The organism is Mycobacterium sp., from assembly GCF_032159765.1.
GTDB lineage: Bacteria > Actinomycetota > Actinomycetes > Mycobacteriales > Mycobacteriaceae > Mycobacterium.
Window position 1 is genome coordinate 41,444 of sequence record NZ_JAVHWM010000200.1, and the last position, 15,950, is coordinate 57,393.

Below are 15,950 nucleotides of genomic sequence, written 5' to 3' on the forward strand. Positions count from 1 at the left end.
GCGCGAGTACTCGCCCGAGGCCTTGTGAGGCAGAATCATCCCGGTGAGTCTGACCCAGCATCGATTGCTGTTGGTGCGGCACGGCGAAACCGAGTGGTCGTTGTCGGGGAAGCACACCAGCCGTACCGAGCTCGACCTCACCGAGAACGGGCGCGAACAGGCCAAGGCCGCGGGCGAGACGCTGGCGGACCTGAAGCTGAACAACCCCTACGTGATGTCCAGCCCGCGCAAACGCGCTCAGGTGACCGCCGAGCTTGCGGGGCTGTCCGTCGACGAGGTCTCGCCGCTGATCACGGAATGGGACTACGGAGACTACGAGGGCAAGACCACCGAGGAAATCCGCAAGACCGTGCCCAACTGGCTGGTATGGACGCACGGCTGCCCGGGTGGCGAAACCACTGCCGACGTACTTCAGCGTGCCGATCGTGCTATCGCAATCGCGTTGCAGCACATGGAATCCCGCGACGTCATCTTCGTCGGCCACGGCCATTTCTCGCGCACGGTGTTGACGCGCTGGGTCGAGCTGCCCGTGTACGAAGGGATACGGTTCGCCATGCCGGCGGCGGCGATCGCGATGTGCGGTTTCGAGCACGGCATCCGCCAGATCACCGGGTTGGGAATCACAGGGCATCCGCGCGCGACATGAGCGACGCACCGTCGTTCGTACTCAGTGGTCCCGGCGGAACGCTCGTTGCGCACGGCCTGCGGGCCGCCTACCCCGGCATCGACGCCGCCCGTGCCGCGCTCGCGTCGGGTGAGGAACCAATCATATTGGGCGCCTTGCCTTTCGACGTGTCGAGTCCGTCGGCGCTGATGACGCCGCAGGCATACGGGTTCAGTGACGCGCTGCCCCACCTGCCGCGCCAGGCATTGCCGTCGGCCCGAATCGCAGCGACGGTCCCGACGCCGGACGAGCACGGCGAACGAATAGCGCGCGCACTTGCCGCGCTGCGCGATCCGGGCGGCGGTCTGCGCAAGGTGGTGCTTGCCCGGGCGCTCGACGTGGCATTCGACGGACCGCTCGATGCCACCACGGTGCTAGGCCGGCTTGCGGCCGCTGACCCGGCCGCATACAGCTACCTCGCCGACCTGACAGCGGCAGGCGGCGGGTACGCGGGACGGGCGCTGGTGGGAGCAACGCCCGAGCTGCTGGTCTCACGCACCGGTGACAAGGTGACTTGCCAACCGTTCGCGGGGTCGGCGCCGCGCTCGGCCGACCCGGCGACCGATCAGGCCAACGGCGCGGCGCTGCTCGAATCGACCAAGAACCGGCTCGAGCACGCACTCGTGGTCGACGAGATGTCGGCGGTTCTCGACGGGTTCTGCGCCGACCTTCACGTCGCGTCCGTACCGCAGTTGGACAGCACTGCCGCGCTCTGGCACTTGAGCACACCGATCGTCGGGTCGTTGCGTGACACATCGACAACGGCACTGGACCTGGCGTTGGCGCTGCATCCCACCCCTGCGGTGGGGGGCGTTCCCGGCGACGCCGCCGCGGCGATGATCGCGGCCCTGGAGGGCGACCGCGGGTTCTACGCGGGCGCCACCGGATGGTGCGACCGCAACGGGGACGGCCGCTGGGTGGTATCGATTCGTTGCGCCGAGCTGTCGGCCGACCGCCTTCGCGCGCGCGTCTACTCGGGCGGCGGAATCGTCGCCGACTCCGACGTGAGCGACGAAATCGCAGAGACGACAACCAAGTTCAAGACAATCCTTCATGCGTTGGGGGTTCCGATATGACGGTCATCAGGCGGGCACGTCCCGGCGACGAGGTCGAGTTGACGGCAATGATCTACGAACTCGCGACGTTCGAGCGCGCCGTAGAGCACTGCACTGTCACCGAAAACCAGATGCGCACAGCGCTTTTCGATCCTCAACCCACCGCATACGCGCATGTTGCCGAAGTGGACGGGCAGTTCGCGGCTGGCGCCGTGTGGTTCCTCAGCTTCTCGACCTGGGAAGGTGTCCCCGGGATCTACCTCGAGGATCTGTTCGTACGTCCGGCATTTCGGCGCCGCGGACTCGCGAGGGAGCTGCTCAGGACGCTGGCCGCAGAGTGTGTCGCCGCCGGCTATACCCGGCTGACGTGGGCCGTCCTGGATTGGAACGCTGACGCGATCGGACTCTACGACGCAGTCGGCGGCAAGCCGTTGTCCGATTGGATCAGTTACCGGATATCGGGGTCGGCGCTGTCCGACTTCGCTGAATCGGGTTGAGCCGAATCCGGTTGACCGGAAGCCCATCTGAGCGCCGGCGGGCTGAAAAGCAGTGCAAGCGTCAGCACCGCGACCGCGCCCAGTGGCACGCCGAGCTCCGGACGGTGCGAGCCGGAGAACATGTAGTACGCGATCGGCAGCAGCAGCAGCTGAGTGAACACCGCGACACCGCGTCCCCAGTGCTTGCCTTGCCATAGCGCCCTGCCCGCGGCCGAAACCACCGCGCCGACAAGCAACAGCAACCCGGCCGTGCCGTAGGCGACCTTGGCATCGGCGCCGCGGATGCCGGCGATCACCAGTGCGATCGCGTACAGGATCGCAAGGACCCCTTCGAGGAGCACCACCACCCCGGAGCCGCGCACAACGGGTGGGATTGGACCGGGCACAGCCACAGCGTAGACACGCGCCGATAGGCTCTTGCCTCGTGCGCGCGGTGCTGATCGTCAACCCGAACGCGACCTCAACCACACCGGCGGGGCGCGATCTCCTGGCGCACGCGCTGGAAAGCCGCACTCACCTCACGGTGGAGCACACCAACCACCGCGGGCACGCGATCGAAATCGCACGGGCAGCTGCCATGGCCGGCGTGGAGGTGGTGATCGTGCACGGCGGCGACGGCACGGTGAACGAGGTGGTCAACGGACTGCTCGGCGCACCGGAGCTACCCGTCGGCAGGGAAGCACCGGCCGTCGGGGTGGTCCCCGGCGGGTCGGCCAACGTGTTCGCGCGCTCCCTCGGAATCAGCCCTGATCCCGTCGAAGCCACAAACCAGCTCGTCGACCTGCTCGGGGCGCATCAGCGCCACGGGAATTGGCGACGAATCGGCCTGATGGATTGCAGCGAACGCTGGGCGGTGTTCACCGCGGGAATGGGCGCGGACGGCGAGGTGGTGGCCGCGGTCGAAGCTCAGCGCGAGAAGGGCCGCAAGGTGACCTCGGGCCGCTATATCCGCACCGCGGTACCGGTGGTGGTGCGAGGCGCACGGCGAGATCCGGCGATGACGCTGCAACTCCCGGGACGGGAGCCGATCGAGGGCGTCCATCTGGTGTCCGTCTCGAACGCGAGCCCGTGGACGTACGCCGGTAAGCGCCCGATCTGGACCAACCCGACCACGACCTTCGAAACCGGTATCGGCGTGTTCGCGACCACCAGCATGAACGTGATCGCCAACCTGCGGCTGGTCCGCCAGATGTTCTCCAAACGACCCCGGTTGCAGTTCAAGCACCTGATCCGCGAGGACGACGTCCCATGGGTGCGTGTGACCTCGAACACACCTATCGCCTGCCAGATCGACGGGGATTACGCAGGACCACGCCGCGAAATGACGTTCACCGCTGTCCCAAACGCCTTGGCCGTGGTCGCTCCCCCACCAAAAGGTCGCTGACCAGCAGCGACAGGCGTCGGTGTGTAAATTTTGGGTGCGGGTTGTTCGAGTTTAGTACAAACGGGTAGAGGTTCTGAGAACGGATTCGACGAGTGAGATTGCCCACCAGTTAACGAGGACCCTTGACATCTGTTGAGCCTATGAAACGATCGATTGCAACAGTGCCGAAACATTTTGCGGCACGCATTAACAGCCGAAGAAACCTGTGCGCCTGCGCGCGCACGCAGCAAGGAGTAGTTACATGGATTGGCGCCACAAGGCGGTCTGTCGCGACGAGGATCCGGAGCTGTTCTTCCCCGTGGGGAACAGCGGGCCTGCGCTTGCCCAGATCGCGGAGGCGAAATTGGTCTGCAACCGCTGCCCCGTCACCACCGAGTGCCTGGGGTGGGCTCTGGATTCCGGTCAGGATGCCGGTGTCTGGGGCGGCATGAGCGAGGACGAACGTCGCGCGCTCAAGCGGCGCAATGCGCGGACACGGGCCCGCAGCTCGGTCTGACGGTTCTATAGGCGCGGGCGCGGCAATTTCGCGCCGGGTTCCTCACGCCCGCTTACTGTGCGCTCCGTACGCGTCTCCCGATCGGTACGCGTAACACCACGTCAGTGCCACCGCCGTCGGCGTCGAGCATGGTCAGGGAGCCGTCCAATTCCGTCGACACCAGGGTCCTGACGATCTGTAATCCGAGTCGGTCGGAGCTTTCCAGGCTGAACTCCGGTGGTAGGCCGCGGCCGTCGTCATGCACCACCACGTCGAGCCATCGCGCAGAGCGTTCAGCGCGGATCGTCACGCTTCCGTGGCTTCCCGGCGAGCCGAAGGCATGCTCGATCGCGTTCTGCACCAGCTCGGTGATCACCATGATCAGCGCGGTCGCACGGTCGGAGTCGAGCACACCGAGCGTCCCGACCCTCGTGACGCGGACATGGGTGTCCACGCCTGCCAGGTCGCTCATGATCGGCAGGATCCGGTCCACGACCTCGTCGAGGTTGACCTCTTCGTCCACCGACATCGACAGCGCGTCGTGAACCAACGCGATGGAGGACACCCGTCGCACCGATTCGATCAGTGCAAGGTGACCTTCGGGATTGGCGGTTCGGCGGGCCTGTAGCCGCAGCAACGCGGCTACCGTCTGCAGGTTGTTCTTCACCCGGTGGTGGATTTCGCGGATCGTCGCATCCTTGGACAGCAGCGCGCGGTCGCGGCGCTTGATTTCCGTCACGTCGCGGATCAGCACCACCGCGCCCACCGACTCGCCCCGCACCCCGAGCGGAAGCGTCCGCAGCAAAACGGCCGCCCCGCCGGCGTCGACCTCCAACCGCATGCTCGAGCCACCCGTGAGCGAGTCGCGGACGTGTTCGGCCAGCTCGTGCGCCTCGAACGGGTCGGAGATCAGCGGCCGCGTCACCATGACGAGGTTGTGGCCCTCCAGCTCGGACGCCAGGCCCATCCGGTGGTAGGCCGAGATCGCGTTCGGGCTGGCGAACACCACGTTGCCTTTGACGTCCAGCCTGATGAAGCCGTCCCCTACCCGCGGGCTAGAGCGCGACACCGGAAGATCGCCGACGTTGGGAAACGTGCCCTCCGAGAGCATCTGCAGAAGGTCGCCCGCACAGTCCAGGTACGCGGCCTCGAGCGGGCTCGAGTTGAGGCGGGCCACCGCGGTCTGATGCGTCAGCACCGCGACCACCGCGTCGGCGTGGCGCACCGGAACCGCCTGGATCCCTTCGGACAGATCGGTGTTGCCGATCGTTCCCGACTCGAACGCGGCGGCGAGCAACTGCCGCTGGTGCGGCGCGGCGATGGTCCCGACCGCATCGCTGGCCAGGACCGTCGGCGATGTGTTGGGGCGGCACTGCGCGACGCAGACGACCACGTCGTCATCACGGCGGACCCACATCAGGTAGTCGGCGAACGACAGGTCGGCGAGCAACTGCCACTCCCCGACGAGCGCATGCAGGTGGTCGACGGCCTCGCCCGGCAGGACAGTGTGCTCGGCGAGGAGTTCACCGAGAGTGGACATCGCGTGGGACGGTTAGTCTATGACGGCGATCAGGTCGCCGGCCTTGATCACGTCGCCGACGGCGACCTTCACCTGGGTGACAGTGCCTGCCTTCTCGGCGTGCACGGGGATTTCCATCTTCATGGACTCGAGCAGCACCAGGGTGTCACCCTCGCCGACGTGATCGCCCTCGTTCACAACGACCTCCAGCACGCTGGCGACGATCTCCGCGCGAACGTCCTCGGCCATCACTACCCCGTTCGTTAGCTTTGCCCTTCATCGAACCACAAACCGTCATGAGAGGATGGACGCGAGTCCCAAGGAGGAAGACATGGCCAAGCGTGGCCGTAAGAAGCGCGACCGCAAGTACTCGAAGGCAAACCACGGCAAACGGCCCAACGCCGGAGCCAAGAAGTAGCGCTCCTCAGTATTTGATGATGGTCGTTCGGCTGATTTCCAGCATGAGCCGCTGACGCAGGCTTTCGGGCGCCTTCTCGCCGCCGCACTTGCGGGCGATAAGCACCTTGATCTTCTCTTCGACGCCGTAGTAACGCAGACACCCCGGGCACTCGTCGAGGTGGTGTTGCAGTTTGTCGCGCGTCTCGGCGGTGCATTCGCCGTCCAGCAGCGTCCATACCTCGGCCATCACGGCAGCGCACTCGGGGTGTTCGGGATCCACCGGGCCTACCGGCGGGCGAAATTCGCTGTTCTGCTGCTCTGCGGGAGAACGGTCATCGCCTGTCACGACGACACCTCCTCTGCGGCTTTCCCACGCACGAATCCGCGTTCCCTGGCCACATCCGAAAGCAAGTCGCGCAATTGGCGACGCCCGCGGTGCAACCGGGACATCACGGTCCCGATGGGAGTATCCATGATCTCGGCGATCTCTTTGTACGGAAAGCCCTCGACGTCCGCGTAGTACACGGCCATCCGGAACTCCTCCGGCAGGGCCTGCAAAGCCGCCTTGATTTCGGTGTCGGGCAGCCCCTCGAGCGCCTCGACCTCCGCGGAGCGCAGCCCGGTCGACGAATGCTCGGCGTTGGCCGCCAGCTGCCAGTCGGTGATCTCCTCGGTGGGATACTCCGCAGGCTGGCGCTGCCGCTTGCGATAGCTGTTGATATAGGTGTTGGTCAGGATCCGGTACAGCCACGCCTTGAGGTTGGTGCCCTCTTTGAAGGACCGGAACCCTGCGTAGGCCTTGACCATGGTTTCCTGCAGCAGATCTTCGGCATCAGCGGGGTTGCGGGTCATCCGCAGCGCGCCGCCGTAGAGCTGGTCGATCAACGGGATCGCGTCGCGTTCAAAGCGCGCGGTCAGCTCAGCGTCGCTCTCCTGGCGGGGCTCCTGCTCCGGCGCGGCAGCGCCGTCCGCAGCGCCGTCGGACGCTCCCCAACCGTCGAGGTCGGTCATTGCGGTCCTTTCCCATGCGCCGTCGATGTGCACCGCCGGCATGGACACCGGCCGTTCAAGGCACGTCGTCGCCACTCAGACTCCTTCAGCAATCGTAGAACCGCGGACTGACAAGTATCCGACTGCATGCAACAACACCACACGATCAGCCCGTTGTTCCCCACGGTTAGTGTCAACGCATGTCTTTATCCGGCAAAACCATGTTCATCTCCGGTGCCAGTCGCGGAATCGGCCTCGCGATCGCCAAACGGGCGGCGGCGGACGGTGCGAATATCGCGCTGATCGCTAAGACCGCGGAACCCCATCCCAAGCTCCCGGGCACGATCTACACCGCGGCCAAGGAGATCGAGGAGGTCGGTGGCCAGGCGCTGCCGATCGTCGGCGACATCCGTGACCCCGACCTCGTCGTCGCCTCTGTAGCCAAGGCAGTGCAGCAGTTCGGTGGGATCGACATGTGCGTGAACAACGCGTCGGCGATCAACCTCGGTTCGATCACCGAGGTGCCGATGAAGCGCTTCGACCTCATGAACGGCATCCAGGTGCGCGGCACCTACGCCGTATCCCAGGCGTGCATTCCTCACATGATCGGCCGGGCCAACCCGCACATCCTCACGTTGTCTCCGCCGGTCCTGCTGGAGAAGAAGTGGCTGAAGCCGACCCCGTACATGATGGCCAAGTACGGGATGACGCTGTGCGCGCTCGGGATCGCCGAGGAGCTGCGCAGCGAGGGAGTCGCGTCCAACACGCTGTGGCCGCGCACGATGGTGGCTACCGCCGCGGTGCAGAACCTGCTCGGCGGTGACGAGTCGATGGCCCGGTCGCGCAAGCCGGAGGTCTACGCCGATTCCGCCTATGTTGTGCTGAACACGCCAGCCCGCGAATTCACCGGCAACACCCTGCTCTGCGAGGACGTGCTGGTGGACTCGGGTGTCACCGACCTGTCGGTCTACGACTGCGTGCCGGGCTCGCAGCTCGGCGTGGACTTCTGGGTCGAGAGCCCCTACCCTCCGGGCTACACGGCGAGCTGAAGGCCGAGCACCTCCCAGGGCCACAGCGCCCCGATCGTCAGAAACGCCGCGATATCCGAGCCGGCAGGCAGCCTGGTCTCCAGTCCAGTCTGGAGCAACCGCATTTGTTCGTCGTGGAAGAACGCCCACGTCAGCCCAACGATGACGTAGACGGCCACGACCCACACAGCGGCCTCGATCATCGCTTCGACACTCACCCGAAAGCCCAGCACCCGGCGCAGCACGGCACCTCCCTCAGACCAGGGCCCGGTGAGTGCGCACCCGTCGGCGGACGTCGGCCAGGAGCAGATAGCTGCCGCCCTGACGGACGAACACCGGCAGGAACCTATTCGCGAACGCCACGAGCAAGAAAAGCCGCTCGAACTGGCGTTGGCGAAAGTTGCTCCACCGCAACCCCATTGCGTCCCGGAACACCGGAGCGAGAAAGCCTGTGGTGAGAAACTTCACCAGCGGCCGAAACGGCAGGCCGAACAGCGGGTTGATCATCCGTAGGTTCAGCATGTTCAGCAGGTAGGCGCGGACTGCGTCGTCGATCGACACCCGCTGACACGCGTTGTCCCAGTACGCGTCGAAGTCGGCGCGAGTGCGCGGCCACTGGTCCTCAGTGACCTGCAGGGTGGTGCCCAGGGTCCAGGCGGACCGGTAGAACTGCTCGGCCTGCTCTGGCGTCATCTCACCGCGCAGCTGCTGATAGGTGTCTTCCAGCCCGACGAAAAGGCATGCCGCTACCCACATTTGAAGCTCGCGGTCGAACGCGTTGTAGGGCACGGGGCTGTCGGGGCCTGACTTGACGTGCTTGTGCGAGCCGTTCACCGCCTCGCGCAGCGCGTCCCGGTCCTCGGGGCGGCCGAGCACCGCAACCGCCACATACTGCAGCGTCGTTCGGGCCCGCTTCCACGGGTGTTTGAGCAGGCTGCCCGAGTCCACCTTGCTCTCGGCGACCCCGTATCCCACCTCGGGCCACGACAATTGCATCACCACGTTCGCCGGTCCCGCGGCGAACGACCAGAAGTCGAGCGCCTCCGACGCGGTGACAGGCGATGGGGTGTCCCAGCGCGCAGTGCGCCGGCGGATCTGAATTCTGTTGGTGCCCGTCATCACACGAAGTGCGTGCCGGAGATGAGCAGTGTCGGCCACGAAGCGATCGTTCCTGCGATGAGCACAGCCTGGTGGAATCCGCTGGCGGCTCTCAGGTGCTCGGTGTGGAACAACGCCCACACCACCCCCACCGCGAGATACGGAACGGCCAACATGACGGCGGTTCCGACCCATTCAGCGATGGTCATCTGGAGTCCCATGAGTTTTCGCATGCCCGGTTATGTTAACGATGATTCTGGCGTGGGACGGCCATTTCGCGTGGTTTCATGCTCGGATAGCCCGACCCGCGCCTCGATGTGAACGATCATTCCTTATAGCAGCGTGGCTTGTTCGAGTTCGGGTCCGGCGGGCTCGATGAGCTCGGGGCCGTTGTTGCGGATGTTGTTGACGAGTCTGGACACTTCGCGGATCTCGATCCTGTCGAGGTCGCCGTGCCCGCGCAGGAGGCCCTCATCAATGGGCGCATCGGGGTCCAGCCAGCGATCCCAATCGGGCGCGCTGACTGTCAGCGGCATCCTGTCGTGGATGTCGGCAAGTGGACCGGCGGCGTCCGTGGTGATGATCGTGCAACTCAGCAGCGGCGCAGTGTCTTTCGGGGCGTCTGGCGATGAGCCGCTTGCGCGAAGAGAAGATAGCTGCGGCCGCCATGTCGACCACAACCCGGCCATGAACAACAGCTCGCCGTCGGAGCCATACATGTAGAACGGCGTCTTGGGCGCCTTCTTCCCCGAAGCGGTCTGGCCGTTGGGGCGCCATTCGTACCAGCCGTCCATCGGGATCAGGCAGCGCTTGCTCTTCGCCGACGAGCGAAAGGCAGGCGAGGAGGTGACCTTCTCGGCGCGCGCATTGATCAGCAGCGGACCCTTGCCTTCCGGCGCGCCGTCGGCGCCTTCCTTGGCCCACGGCGGCACCAGTCCCCACCGCATCAACCGCACCCGCCGCGACGGGTCGTCGTCAGGCTCGCTGTGACGGCGCACCACGGCGCTGATCGTCGTCGTAGGCGCAACGTTGTAGTTAGCGCCTGCCACATCCTTTTTCGCCGAGGTGGCCTCATCGATCGCCTGGATCTTCTCGGCCAGCAACTTGGGATCGGTGGTCACCGCGAAACGCCCACACATGCCTCCATGGTGGCATCCGCAGCCGACACGCGATGATTGACCGGTGAGCATGTACGCCTGCGGACGCGAGGAGCAAGATAAAGCGTGGCCGGCACCCACCGCCATGGCGCCCGTGCGTGCCACGGTCACGGTTCCGGGCTCGAAGTCGCAGACCAACCGCGCTCTTGTTCTCGCGGCGCTCGGCGACGGGCCTTCGACGGTCAGCGGCGCGCTATGCAGCCGCGATACCGATTTGATGATCGGCGCGCTGCGCACGCTCGGCCTCGATGTCGGCGGCGAAGCGACCGAGGTCAGGGTCGGCGGGCGGATCGATCCGCGCGCCGGCGCCATCGTTGACTGTGGTCTTGCCGGCACAGTGCTGAGGTTCGTGCCGCCGCTTGCCGCGCTCGGTCTCACCGCGGTCGGGTTCGACGGTGACGAGCAGGCGCGCGTTCGGCCCATCGCGCCACTGCTGGACGCGCTGCGCACACTGGGCGTGGATGTCGACGGTTCGGCGCTGCCGTTCGTCGTACACGGCGCCGGGTCGGTGGCCGGTGGCACGGTCGAGATCGACGCGTCCGGGTCGTCGCAGTTCGTCTCGGGCCTGTTGCTCGCGGGTGCGGCCTTCGCCAACGGCCTGACCGTCGTCCACACCGGTGCGAGCCTCCCTTCGGCGCCGCACATCGCGATGACCGTGGCGATGCTGCGCGACGCCGGTGTGGACGTCGACTCCGGGCAGAACCGCTGGCACGTCGCGCCGGGGAACGTCGCCGCGCGCACGTGGCGGATCGAGCCGGACCTGTCGAACGCGGTACCGTTCCTCGCCGCCGCCGCGGTGACGGGCGGAGCCGTGCGGATAACCGGGTGGCCCGCCGTCAGCACACAACCTGCCGACCACATCCTCGACCTGCTACGCAAGCTGGATTGCGCTGTATTGCACTCTGATTCGTATCTCGAGGTGCAGGGGCCCGCCGGGTACGGGGGCATTGACGCCGATCTGCGTGACGTCGGCGAACTGACCCCGGCGGTCGCGGCGCTGGCGGCCCTGGCCGACCATGGATCGGTGTCGCGGTTGACAGGCGTCGCGCATCTGCGGGGCCACGAGACGGACAGGTTGGCGGCGCTGAGCACCGAGATCAACGAGCTGGGTGGCTCATGCGACGAGACCGACGACGGGCTCGTGATCACCGCCACGGCGATGCACGGCGGCACATGGCACTCGTATGCCGATCACCGGATGGCGACGGCCGGAGCCATCGTCGGGCTGCGCGTGCCCGATGTGGCCGTCGAGGACATCGAGACCACCGCCAAGACGCTGCCGGACTTCCCGCAGATGTGGACCGAGATGCTGACCAAGGATCCCGGGTCTTGAGGCCCGGCGATTACGACGAGTCCGACGTCCGGGTCCGCGCAGGGCGCGGTTCCCGGGCGCGAACGAAGACTCGGCCGGAGCACGCCGACGCCCGCGCGGCCATGGTGGTGACCGTCGACCGCGGCCGCTGGGGATGCGTTTTGGACCGTGACCCCGCACAACCGGTCACCGCGATGCGGGCCCGGGAGCTGGGGCGCACCCCGATCGTGGTCGGAGACGACGTCGATATCGTCGGCGACCTCTCAGGGCGCACGGACGCGTTGGCGCGAATCGTGCGGCGCGGTGAGCGGCGAACGGTGTTGCGGCGCACCGCAGATGACACCGACCCGACCGAACGCGTAGTGGTGGCGAACGCAGATCAGCTGCTGATGGTCATCGCGCTGGCCGACCCCCCTCCGCGGACTGGGCTGGTCGACCGCGCACTGATCGCTGCCTACACCGGCGGGCTCACGCCGATCCTGTGCCTGACCAAGACGGACCTCGCACCGCCCGAGCCGTTCGCGGCGGAGTTCGCCGACCTGGACCTGACGGTGACGATCGCGGGCCGCGACGATCCCCTCGACGCAGTCGCACCGCTGCTGAAGGGCAAAGTGACCGTGCTGCTGGGTCATTCGGGCGTAGGCAAATCGACGTTGGTGAATCGGCTTGTGCCGGAAGCGGATCGGACCACTGGCGCGGTCACGGGGATGGGCAGAGGGCGGCATACGTCCTCGCAGTCGGTGGCGTTTCCGTTCGGCGAATCGGGGTGGGTGATCGACACACCCGGGATCCGCTCGTTCGGGCTGGCGCACATCGAGCCCGACGATGTGCTGCAGTCATTCTCCGACCTCGCCGAGGTGATCCAGGCCTGCCCGCGGGGCTGCGGCCACCTCGGGCCGCCCGCTGATCCCGAATGCGCGCTCGACACACTTGACGGGCCGGCGGCCCGTCGGGTCGCGGCGGCACGCCGGCTGTTGCGTGTGCTGACCGAAACGTAGCGGCTCCCCTCTTGGCGCGAGGCGACTAGATTTCGACCCATGCGCGTCGTCCTGCTGCACGGCCTGACCAACTCGTCACGCGCATTCGACCGGCTCGTTCCGCTGCTTGACGGACTCGACGTCAGCACAATCGACCTGCCCGGCCACGGAAGCCGCGCCGGGCAGCCCGGCAAGCGCACCGTCGACGAGATCGCGGCCGCCGTCATCCCCGAGATACCGCGGCCGGCGATTCTCGTCGGCCACTCGCTCGGCGGGAGCACCGCCACCGCGATCGCCGAGCGCCGCCCCGACCTCGTGACTCACCTGGTTCTCGTCAACTCACCACCGTCTGTCGAGGCGCGCCGCGTCGCATCCCGTGGCGGCGAAAAGGTCCTTCGCACACCGGTTTTAGGGTCGATCGTCTGGCATACGATGCCGCGCAGCGCCGCCCGCGATGGGTTGCGTTCGGCATTCGCGCCCGGGTACAAGATTCCCGAGTTCTTCGTCGACGACATGCGCCTGCTGAAGTGGCGCACGTTCGTCGACGGCACCGGTGCGGTCGACGCGTTTGTGGGTGAGAAGTCTCTCTACGATCGCGTTCGGTCGCTCGGCCTGCCGACGACGGTCGTGTTCGGCGCGCTGGACCAGCGGATCGAGTTCGCTTCCCTCGGCGGGTACGCCTCCACGCAAGCGGACGTCGTCACTGTCGCTGACGCTGGCCACACGCCTGCATGGGAGACGCCCGAGGCGGTGGCGGAGGTACTGCGCTCGTTGTAGCGAGTCTCTCCGCGAGCGTGCCCCGCCCTAGACTGATCGTCGTGACAGCGGGGGATTCTGACCGGCTTTCCGGCGACGACGCCCATCTGCTCGCCGTCGAATCAGCGGCGATATTCGGTCACACCCTCAAGTTGATGATCCTGGAGCCGTCAGATCAGGCCCTCGACGTCGATGCGCTGCGCGCAGAAGTGGCACAACGATTGCCGAGCCAGCCACGCGCGACGCAACTCGTCGACACGTCCACCTCACAACCGCGCTGGGTAGAGGCAGCCAACTTCGACATCCGCAGTCATGTCAGGCGGGTGCCGACTACGGAATGCGTTACGCGCGAAGACATGTGGCGAGTCGTCGGGGGCCTGATGTCAAACCATCTCGACCGGGCCCGGCCGCTGTGGACGTTCGACGTCATCGGTCCGTTCGCCGACGGCAGGGAGGCGATCGCGGCCCGCATCCACCACGCGATGTGCGACGGGATCGCGGCGGTTCGTTTCCTCGACGCGGTGTTGTGGGATGCCCACCCGGTTGCACCCGCGCGTGCGGGCGCGGGGCCGACGGTCCGCACCGGCACGCTGACCGAGATGTGGCGGATGCCCGAAGTTGTTGCGCGGGAACTGGGGCACCGCGCGCGATCACCGTTCGACCTGCCCGTCACCGCTGCGCGCGAGCTGGCGTTCACCGTTGCGCCGTTGGCCGAGATGAAGGCGATCGGTGGTTCGCGCCCGCGTCACGCCACCGTGAACGACGTCCTGCTGGCTGTGATCACCGGCGGGTTGCGGACGTGGCGGGCGACGGGTGGGGCGAGCACCCGACGGCTGCGCGCACAGATCCCGGTAAGTCTCCATCACCGCGACGAGAAGGCCAGCAACCTCGGCAACCGGGATTCGTTCATCAACGTCGATCTGCCGCTGGCCGTGGATGATCCGCTCGCGCGACTCGACGCCATCAGCGACCAGACGAGGGCGTCTAAGTCCCGTGGCGACGCGAAGGAGCTCTACGACCTGTTCCATGCGCTGGGTCGAGTGCGCGCCATCGGCGATGCCGCACGGCGATTCGCCTCGAGCGCACAGGAATTCAGCGTGGCGATCTCCAACGTGCCGGGACCGGCGGCGCCGATCGCCGTCGCGCAACGCGGTGTGACGCATCTGTTCTCGTCGTCAGAGCCGGCAATGCATCACGCTTTGCGTATCTCGGCGATCTCCTGCGCGTCCGATGTCGGCATCGGCCTATGCGTCGACCCGTTGGCGCTACCCGACGTCGCGGAACTGGCCGCGGCCATCGAGCGCTCGTATGCGGAGTTGCATTCCGCCGCACTGGGATAGGCGTCAGGCGGCGCGGCGGATCTCGTGGCGGTTCTGCCGCCAGTCGCGCACTGCTGCGATTGCCGACTTGAGGCCGCGCCGGCGGCCCGTCGCCGGGTCGGTGCCCGCGAAGCCCGGTTCGAGCTCCGCGAACATCTGCTCACTGCAGGTTTCCGGCGCGTCGTCTTTGGTCGCGCTCAGGTACTTGTCCGGCAGCGACAACTTAGCGATGGTGCGCCACGTCTTGCCGTACTGAACCAGGAAAGGCCCTGTGGTGTAAGGCAGGTCGTACTTGTCGCACACCTGGCGCACCCGCACGGAGATCTCCGCGAGCCGATTGCTCGGCAGGTCGGGGTATAGGTGATGCTCAATCTGATACGACAGGTTGCCACTCATGAACCCCAGTGCAGGCCCGGAATCGAAGTTGGCGCTGCCGAGCATCTGCCGCAGGTACCACTCGCCCTTGGTTTCACCCGCCATGTCGGTCTTGGTGAATTTTTCAGCGCCGTCCGGGAAGTGGCCGCAGAAGATCACGGCGTTGGCCCATACGTTGCGGATGACATTGGCGAACGCGTTCGCGGTCGCGGTGGATTTGAACGTCGCGCCCGGCGACACCGACGTGATCGCGGGAAAGGCGGCGTAGTCCTTGAACAGCTGGCTACCGACCTTTACACCGGCCTCGCGCAGCCGGATCTTGGTTGCGTCGCGCTTCGCCTTGCCTTTGAACAGCTTGCCGATCTCCAAGTGCTGCAGCGCAACTCCCCACTCGAACCCGATCGCCAGGATCGTGTTCCACAGCAGATTGAAGAAGTTGAACTTCTTCCAGCGCTGATCGCGGGTGACGCGCAGCATGCCGTAGCCGACGTCGTCGTCCATCCCGAGGATGTTTGTGTACTTGTGGTGCTGGAAGTTGTGAGTGAACCGCCAGTGCTTGGACGGACCGCCCATGTCCCATTCCCATGACGAGGAATGAATCTCGGGATCGTTCATCCAATCCCACTGGCCGTGCATGACGTTGTGGCTGATCTCCATGTTCTCGACGATCTTGGCCACGCCCAGGGTGGCGCTGCCCGCCCACCACGCTGAGCGCTTCGAGCTGGCCGCCAGGATTACCCGGCCGGCGATCTCTAGGCCGCGTTGCGCCGCGATCGTGCGGCGGATGTAGCGTCTATCGCGCTCACCACGGGAGTCCTCGATGTCCTGTCGAATCGCATCGAGCTCGACGGCCAGACTCTCGATGTCGGCGTCCGTGAGGTGAGCGAACGCGGGGACGTCCGTTATTGCCATCGCATTCTCCTTCCTTCGGTCTCTGCCTACGTT

At 66.3% G+C, this 15,950-nt stretch carries 21 protein-coding genes; 11 read left to right on the forward strand and 10 right to left on the reverse strand.

The window, feature by feature from the left end; translation table 11 throughout:
• The first annotated feature begins 43 nt into the window (after positions 1-43).
• The 3 genes from QOH60_RS25565 to QOH60_RS25575 are packed head-to-tail and all read left to right on the forward strand — an operon-like array spanning position 44 to position 2,216.
• Positions 44-646, forward strand: coding sequence for an acid phosphatase (locus tag QOH60_RS25565; protein ID WP_526424678.1), 603 nt, complete (start codon positions 44-46; stop codon positions 644-646).
• Positions 643-1,740 carry an isochorismate synthase gene (locus tag QOH60_RS25570; RefSeq protein WP_526424679.1) on the forward strand — a complete coding sequence of 366 codons (1,098 nt, stop codon included), beginning with the start codon at positions 643-645 and terminating at the stop codon, positions 1,738-1,740. The genes QOH60_RS25565 and QOH60_RS25570 overlap by 4 nt, the downstream gene beginning before the upstream one ends.
• Positions 1,737-2,216 (forward strand): GNAT family N-acetyltransferase, encoded by a 480-nt coding sequence (locus QOH60_RS25575; RefSeq protein ID WP_526424680.1) that lies wholly within the window; start codon positions 1,737-1,739, stop codon positions 2,214-2,216. Before QOH60_RS25570 ends, QOH60_RS25575 begins: the two co-directional genes overlap by 4 nt.
• On the opposite strand, the gene QOH60_RS25580 is transcribed toward QOH60_RS25575, so the two are convergent.
• The gene (locus tag QOH60_RS25580) at positions 2,168-2,608 is read right to left on the reverse strand and encodes a hypothetical protein (protein ID WP_526424681.1); all 441 of its coding nucleotides are present in this window, start codon (positions 2,606-2,608) and stop codon (positions 2,168-2,170) included. The genes QOH60_RS25575 and QOH60_RS25580 overlap by 49 nt on opposite strands.
• A 32-nt stretch (positions 2,609-2,640) precedes the next feature.
• Here QOH60_RS25580 and QOH60_RS25585 point away from each other — a divergent pair, with 32 nt between their 5' ends.
• Positions 2,641-3,600 (forward strand): diacylglycerol/lipid kinase family protein, encoded by a 960-nt coding sequence (locus QOH60_RS25585; RefSeq protein WP_526424682.1) that lies wholly within the window; start codon positions 2,641-2,643, stop codon positions 3,598-3,600.
• Between the two features lie 241 nt (positions 3,601-3,841).
• Complete coding sequence (locus QOH60_RS25590) at positions 3,842-4,096, forward strand: WhiB family transcriptional regulator (RefSeq protein ID WP_526424683.1); 255 nt, start codon at positions 3,842-3,844, stop codon at positions 4,094-4,096.
• Between the two features lie 52 nt (positions 4,097-4,148).
• Here the strand turns inward: QOH60_RS25590 and pdtaS are convergent, their stop codons facing one another.
• Both pdtaS and QOH60_RS25600 read right to left on the reverse strand, forming a co-directional pair.
• Positions 4,149-5,615: a two-component system sensor histidine kinase PdtaS gene (pdtaS, locus tag QOH60_RS25595; RefSeq protein WP_526424684.1), complete on the reverse strand. Its 1,467-nt coding sequence runs from the start codon at positions 5,613-5,615 to the stop codon at positions 4,149-4,151.
• 12 nt (positions 5,616-5,627) lie between these two features.
• Entirely contained in the window at positions 5,628-5,843 is a 216-nt protein-coding gene (locus tag QOH60_RS25600; RefSeq protein ID WP_526424685.1) for a biotin/lipoyl-binding carrier protein, read from the reverse strand.
• 82 nt (positions 5,844-5,925) lie between these two features.
• Between QOH60_RS25600 and QOH60_RS25605 the strand changes: the two genes are divergently transcribed.
• Positions 5,926-6,012, forward strand: a complete 87-nt coding sequence (locus QOH60_RS25605; RefSeq protein ID WP_526424718.1) for a 50S ribosomal protein bL37 — start codon at positions 5,926-5,928, stop codon at positions 6,010-6,012.
• 6 nt (positions 6,013-6,018) lie between these two features.
• Here QOH60_RS25605 and rsrA read toward each other — a convergent pair whose 3' ends face one another.
• Together rsrA and QOH60_RS25615 are read right to left on the reverse strand one after the other, a co-directional pair.
• Positions 6,019-6,339, reverse strand: a complete 321-nt coding sequence (gene rsrA, locus QOH60_RS25610; protein ID WP_526424686.1) for a mycothiol system anti-sigma-R factor — start codon at positions 6,337-6,339, stop codon at positions 6,019-6,021.
• Positions 6,336-7,004, reverse strand: a complete 669-nt coding sequence (locus QOH60_RS25615) for a sigma-70 family RNA polymerase sigma factor (protein ID WP_526424719.1) — start codon at positions 7,002-7,004, stop codon at positions 6,336-6,338. Before QOH60_RS25615 ends, rsrA begins: the two co-directional genes overlap by 4 nt.
• Positions 7,005-7,183: 179 nt before the next feature.
• Between QOH60_RS25615 and QOH60_RS25620 the strand changes: the two genes are divergently transcribed.
• A complete protein-coding gene (locus QOH60_RS25620; protein WP_526424687.1) occupies positions 7,184-8,032 on the forward strand; it encodes an SDR family oxidoreductase in 849 nt (282 codons plus the stop codon).
• Here the strand turns inward: QOH60_RS25620 and QOH60_RS25625 are convergent.
• The 4 genes from QOH60_RS25625 to QOH60_RS25640 all read right to left on the reverse strand — a co-directional run bounded on the left by QOH60_RS25625 (position 8,017) and on the right by QOH60_RS25640 (position 10,248).
• Positions 8,017-8,256 carry a hypothetical protein gene (locus QOH60_RS25625; protein WP_526424688.1) on the reverse strand — a complete coding sequence of 80 codons (240 nt, stop codon included), beginning with the start codon at positions 8,254-8,256 and terminating at the stop codon, positions 8,017-8,019. The genes QOH60_RS25620 and QOH60_RS25625 overlap by 16 nt on opposite strands.
• A 10-nt stretch (positions 8,257-8,266) precedes the next feature.
• Positions 8,267-9,130 (reverse strand): oxygenase MpaB family protein, encoded by an 864-nt coding sequence (locus QOH60_RS25630; protein WP_526424720.1) that lies wholly within the window; start codon positions 9,128-9,130, stop codon positions 8,267-8,269.
• Complete coding sequence (locus QOH60_RS25635) at positions 9,130-9,342, reverse strand: hypothetical protein (protein WP_526424689.1); 213 nt, start codon at positions 9,340-9,342, stop codon at positions 9,130-9,132. Before QOH60_RS25635 ends, QOH60_RS25630 begins: the two co-directional genes overlap by 1 nt.
• Positions 9,343-9,441: 99 nt before the next feature.
• Complete coding sequence (locus QOH60_RS25640; protein ID WP_526424690.1) at positions 9,442-10,248, reverse strand: SOS response-associated peptidase; 807 nt, start codon at positions 10,246-10,248, stop codon at positions 9,442-9,444.
• Positions 10,249-10,297: 49 nt separating this feature from the next.
• Between QOH60_RS25640 and aroA the strand changes: the two genes are divergently transcribed.
• Genes aroA through QOH60_RS25660 form a run of 4 tightly spaced genes read left to right on the forward strand, consistent with a single transcriptional unit; the run spans position 10,298 to position 14,651 of the window.
• Positions 10,298-11,599 carry a 3-phosphoshikimate 1-carboxyvinyltransferase gene (gene aroA, locus QOH60_RS25645; protein ID WP_526424721.1) on the forward strand — a complete coding sequence of 434 codons (1,302 nt, stop codon included), beginning with the start codon at positions 10,298-10,300 and terminating at the stop codon, positions 11,597-11,599.
• Positions 11,596-12,576, forward strand: a complete 981-nt coding sequence (gene rsgA, locus QOH60_RS25650; protein ID WP_526424691.1) for a ribosome small subunit-dependent GTPase A — start codon at positions 11,596-11,598, stop codon at positions 12,574-12,576. The genes aroA and rsgA overlap by 4 nt, the downstream gene beginning before the upstream one ends.
• Positions 12,577-12,615: 39 nt before the next feature.
• On the forward strand, positions 12,616-13,332 hold the full coding sequence (locus tag QOH60_RS25655; protein WP_526424692.1) for an alpha/beta fold hydrolase: 717 nt from the start codon (positions 12,616-12,618) through the stop codon (positions 13,330-13,332).
• Between the two features lie 41 nt (positions 13,333-13,373).
• Positions 13,374-14,651, forward strand: coding sequence for a wax ester/triacylglycerol synthase domain-containing protein (locus QOH60_RS25660; protein ID WP_526424693.1), 1,278 nt, complete (start codon positions 13,374-13,376; stop codon positions 14,649-14,651).
• Positions 14,652-14,654: 3 nt separating this feature from the next.
• On the opposite strand, the gene QOH60_RS25665 is transcribed toward QOH60_RS25660, so the two are convergent.
• Positions 14,655-15,917 carry a fatty acid desaturase family protein gene (locus QOH60_RS25665; protein WP_526424694.1) on the reverse strand — a complete coding sequence of 421 codons (1,263 nt, stop codon included), beginning with the start codon at positions 15,915-15,917 and terminating at the stop codon, positions 14,655-14,657.
• Positions 15,918-15,950: the final 33 nt, after the last annotated feature.

Coding starts and splice junctions, on each gene's coding strand:
- QOH60_RS25575 (WP_526424680.1), top strand. CDS start 1,737: ATGACGGTCATCAGGCGGGCACGTCCCGGCGACGAGGTCGAGTTGACG.
- QOH60_RS25590 (WP_526424683.1), top strand. CDS start 3,842: ATGGATTGGCGCCACAAGGCGGTCTGTCGCGACGAGGATCCGGAGCTG.
- QOH60_RS25620 (WP_526424687.1), top strand. CDS start 7,184: ATGTCTTTATCCGGCAAAACCATGTTCATCTCCGGTGCCAGTCGCGGA.
- QOH60_RS25600 (WP_526424685.1), bottom strand. CDS start 5,843: ATGGCCGAGGACGTTCGCGCGGAGATCGTCGCCAGCGTGCTGGAGGTC.
- QOH60_RS25665 (WP_526424694.1), bottom strand. CDS start 15,917: ATGGCAATAACGGACGTCCCCGCGTTCGCTCACCTCACGGACGCCGAC.
- QOH60_RS25630 (WP_526424720.1), bottom strand. CDS start 9,130: ATGACGGGCACCAACAGAATTCAGATCCGCCGGCGCACTGCGCGCTGG.
- aroA (WP_526424721.1), top strand. CDS start 10,298: ATGTACGCCTGCGGACGCGAGGAGCAAGATAAAGCGTGGCCGGCACCC.
- QOH60_RS25615 (WP_526424719.1), bottom strand. CDS start 7,004: ATGACCGACCTCGACGGTTGGGGAGCGTCCGACGGCGCTGCGGACGGC.
- pdtaS (WP_526424684.1), bottom strand. CDS start 5,615: ATGTCCACTCTCGGTGAACTCCTCGCCGAGCACACTGTCCTGCCGGGC.
- QOH60_RS25570 (WP_526424679.1), top strand. CDS start 643: ATGAGCGACGCACCGTCGTTCGTACTCAGTGGTCCCGGCGGAACGCTC.
- QOH60_RS25635 (WP_526424689.1), bottom strand. CDS start 9,342: ATGCGAAAACTCATGGGACTCCAGATGACCATCGCTGAATGGGTCGGA.
- QOH60_RS25605 (WP_526424718.1), top strand. CDS start 5,926: ATGGCCAAGCGTGGCCGTAAGAAGCGCGACCGCAAGTACTCGAAGGCA.
- QOH60_RS25640 (WP_526424690.1), bottom strand. CDS start 10,248: ATGTGTGGGCGTTTCGCGGTGACCACCGATCCCAAGTTGCTGGCCGAG.
- QOH60_RS25655 (WP_526424692.1), top strand. CDS start 12,616: ATGCGCGTCGTCCTGCTGCACGGCCTGACCAACTCGTCACGCGCATTC.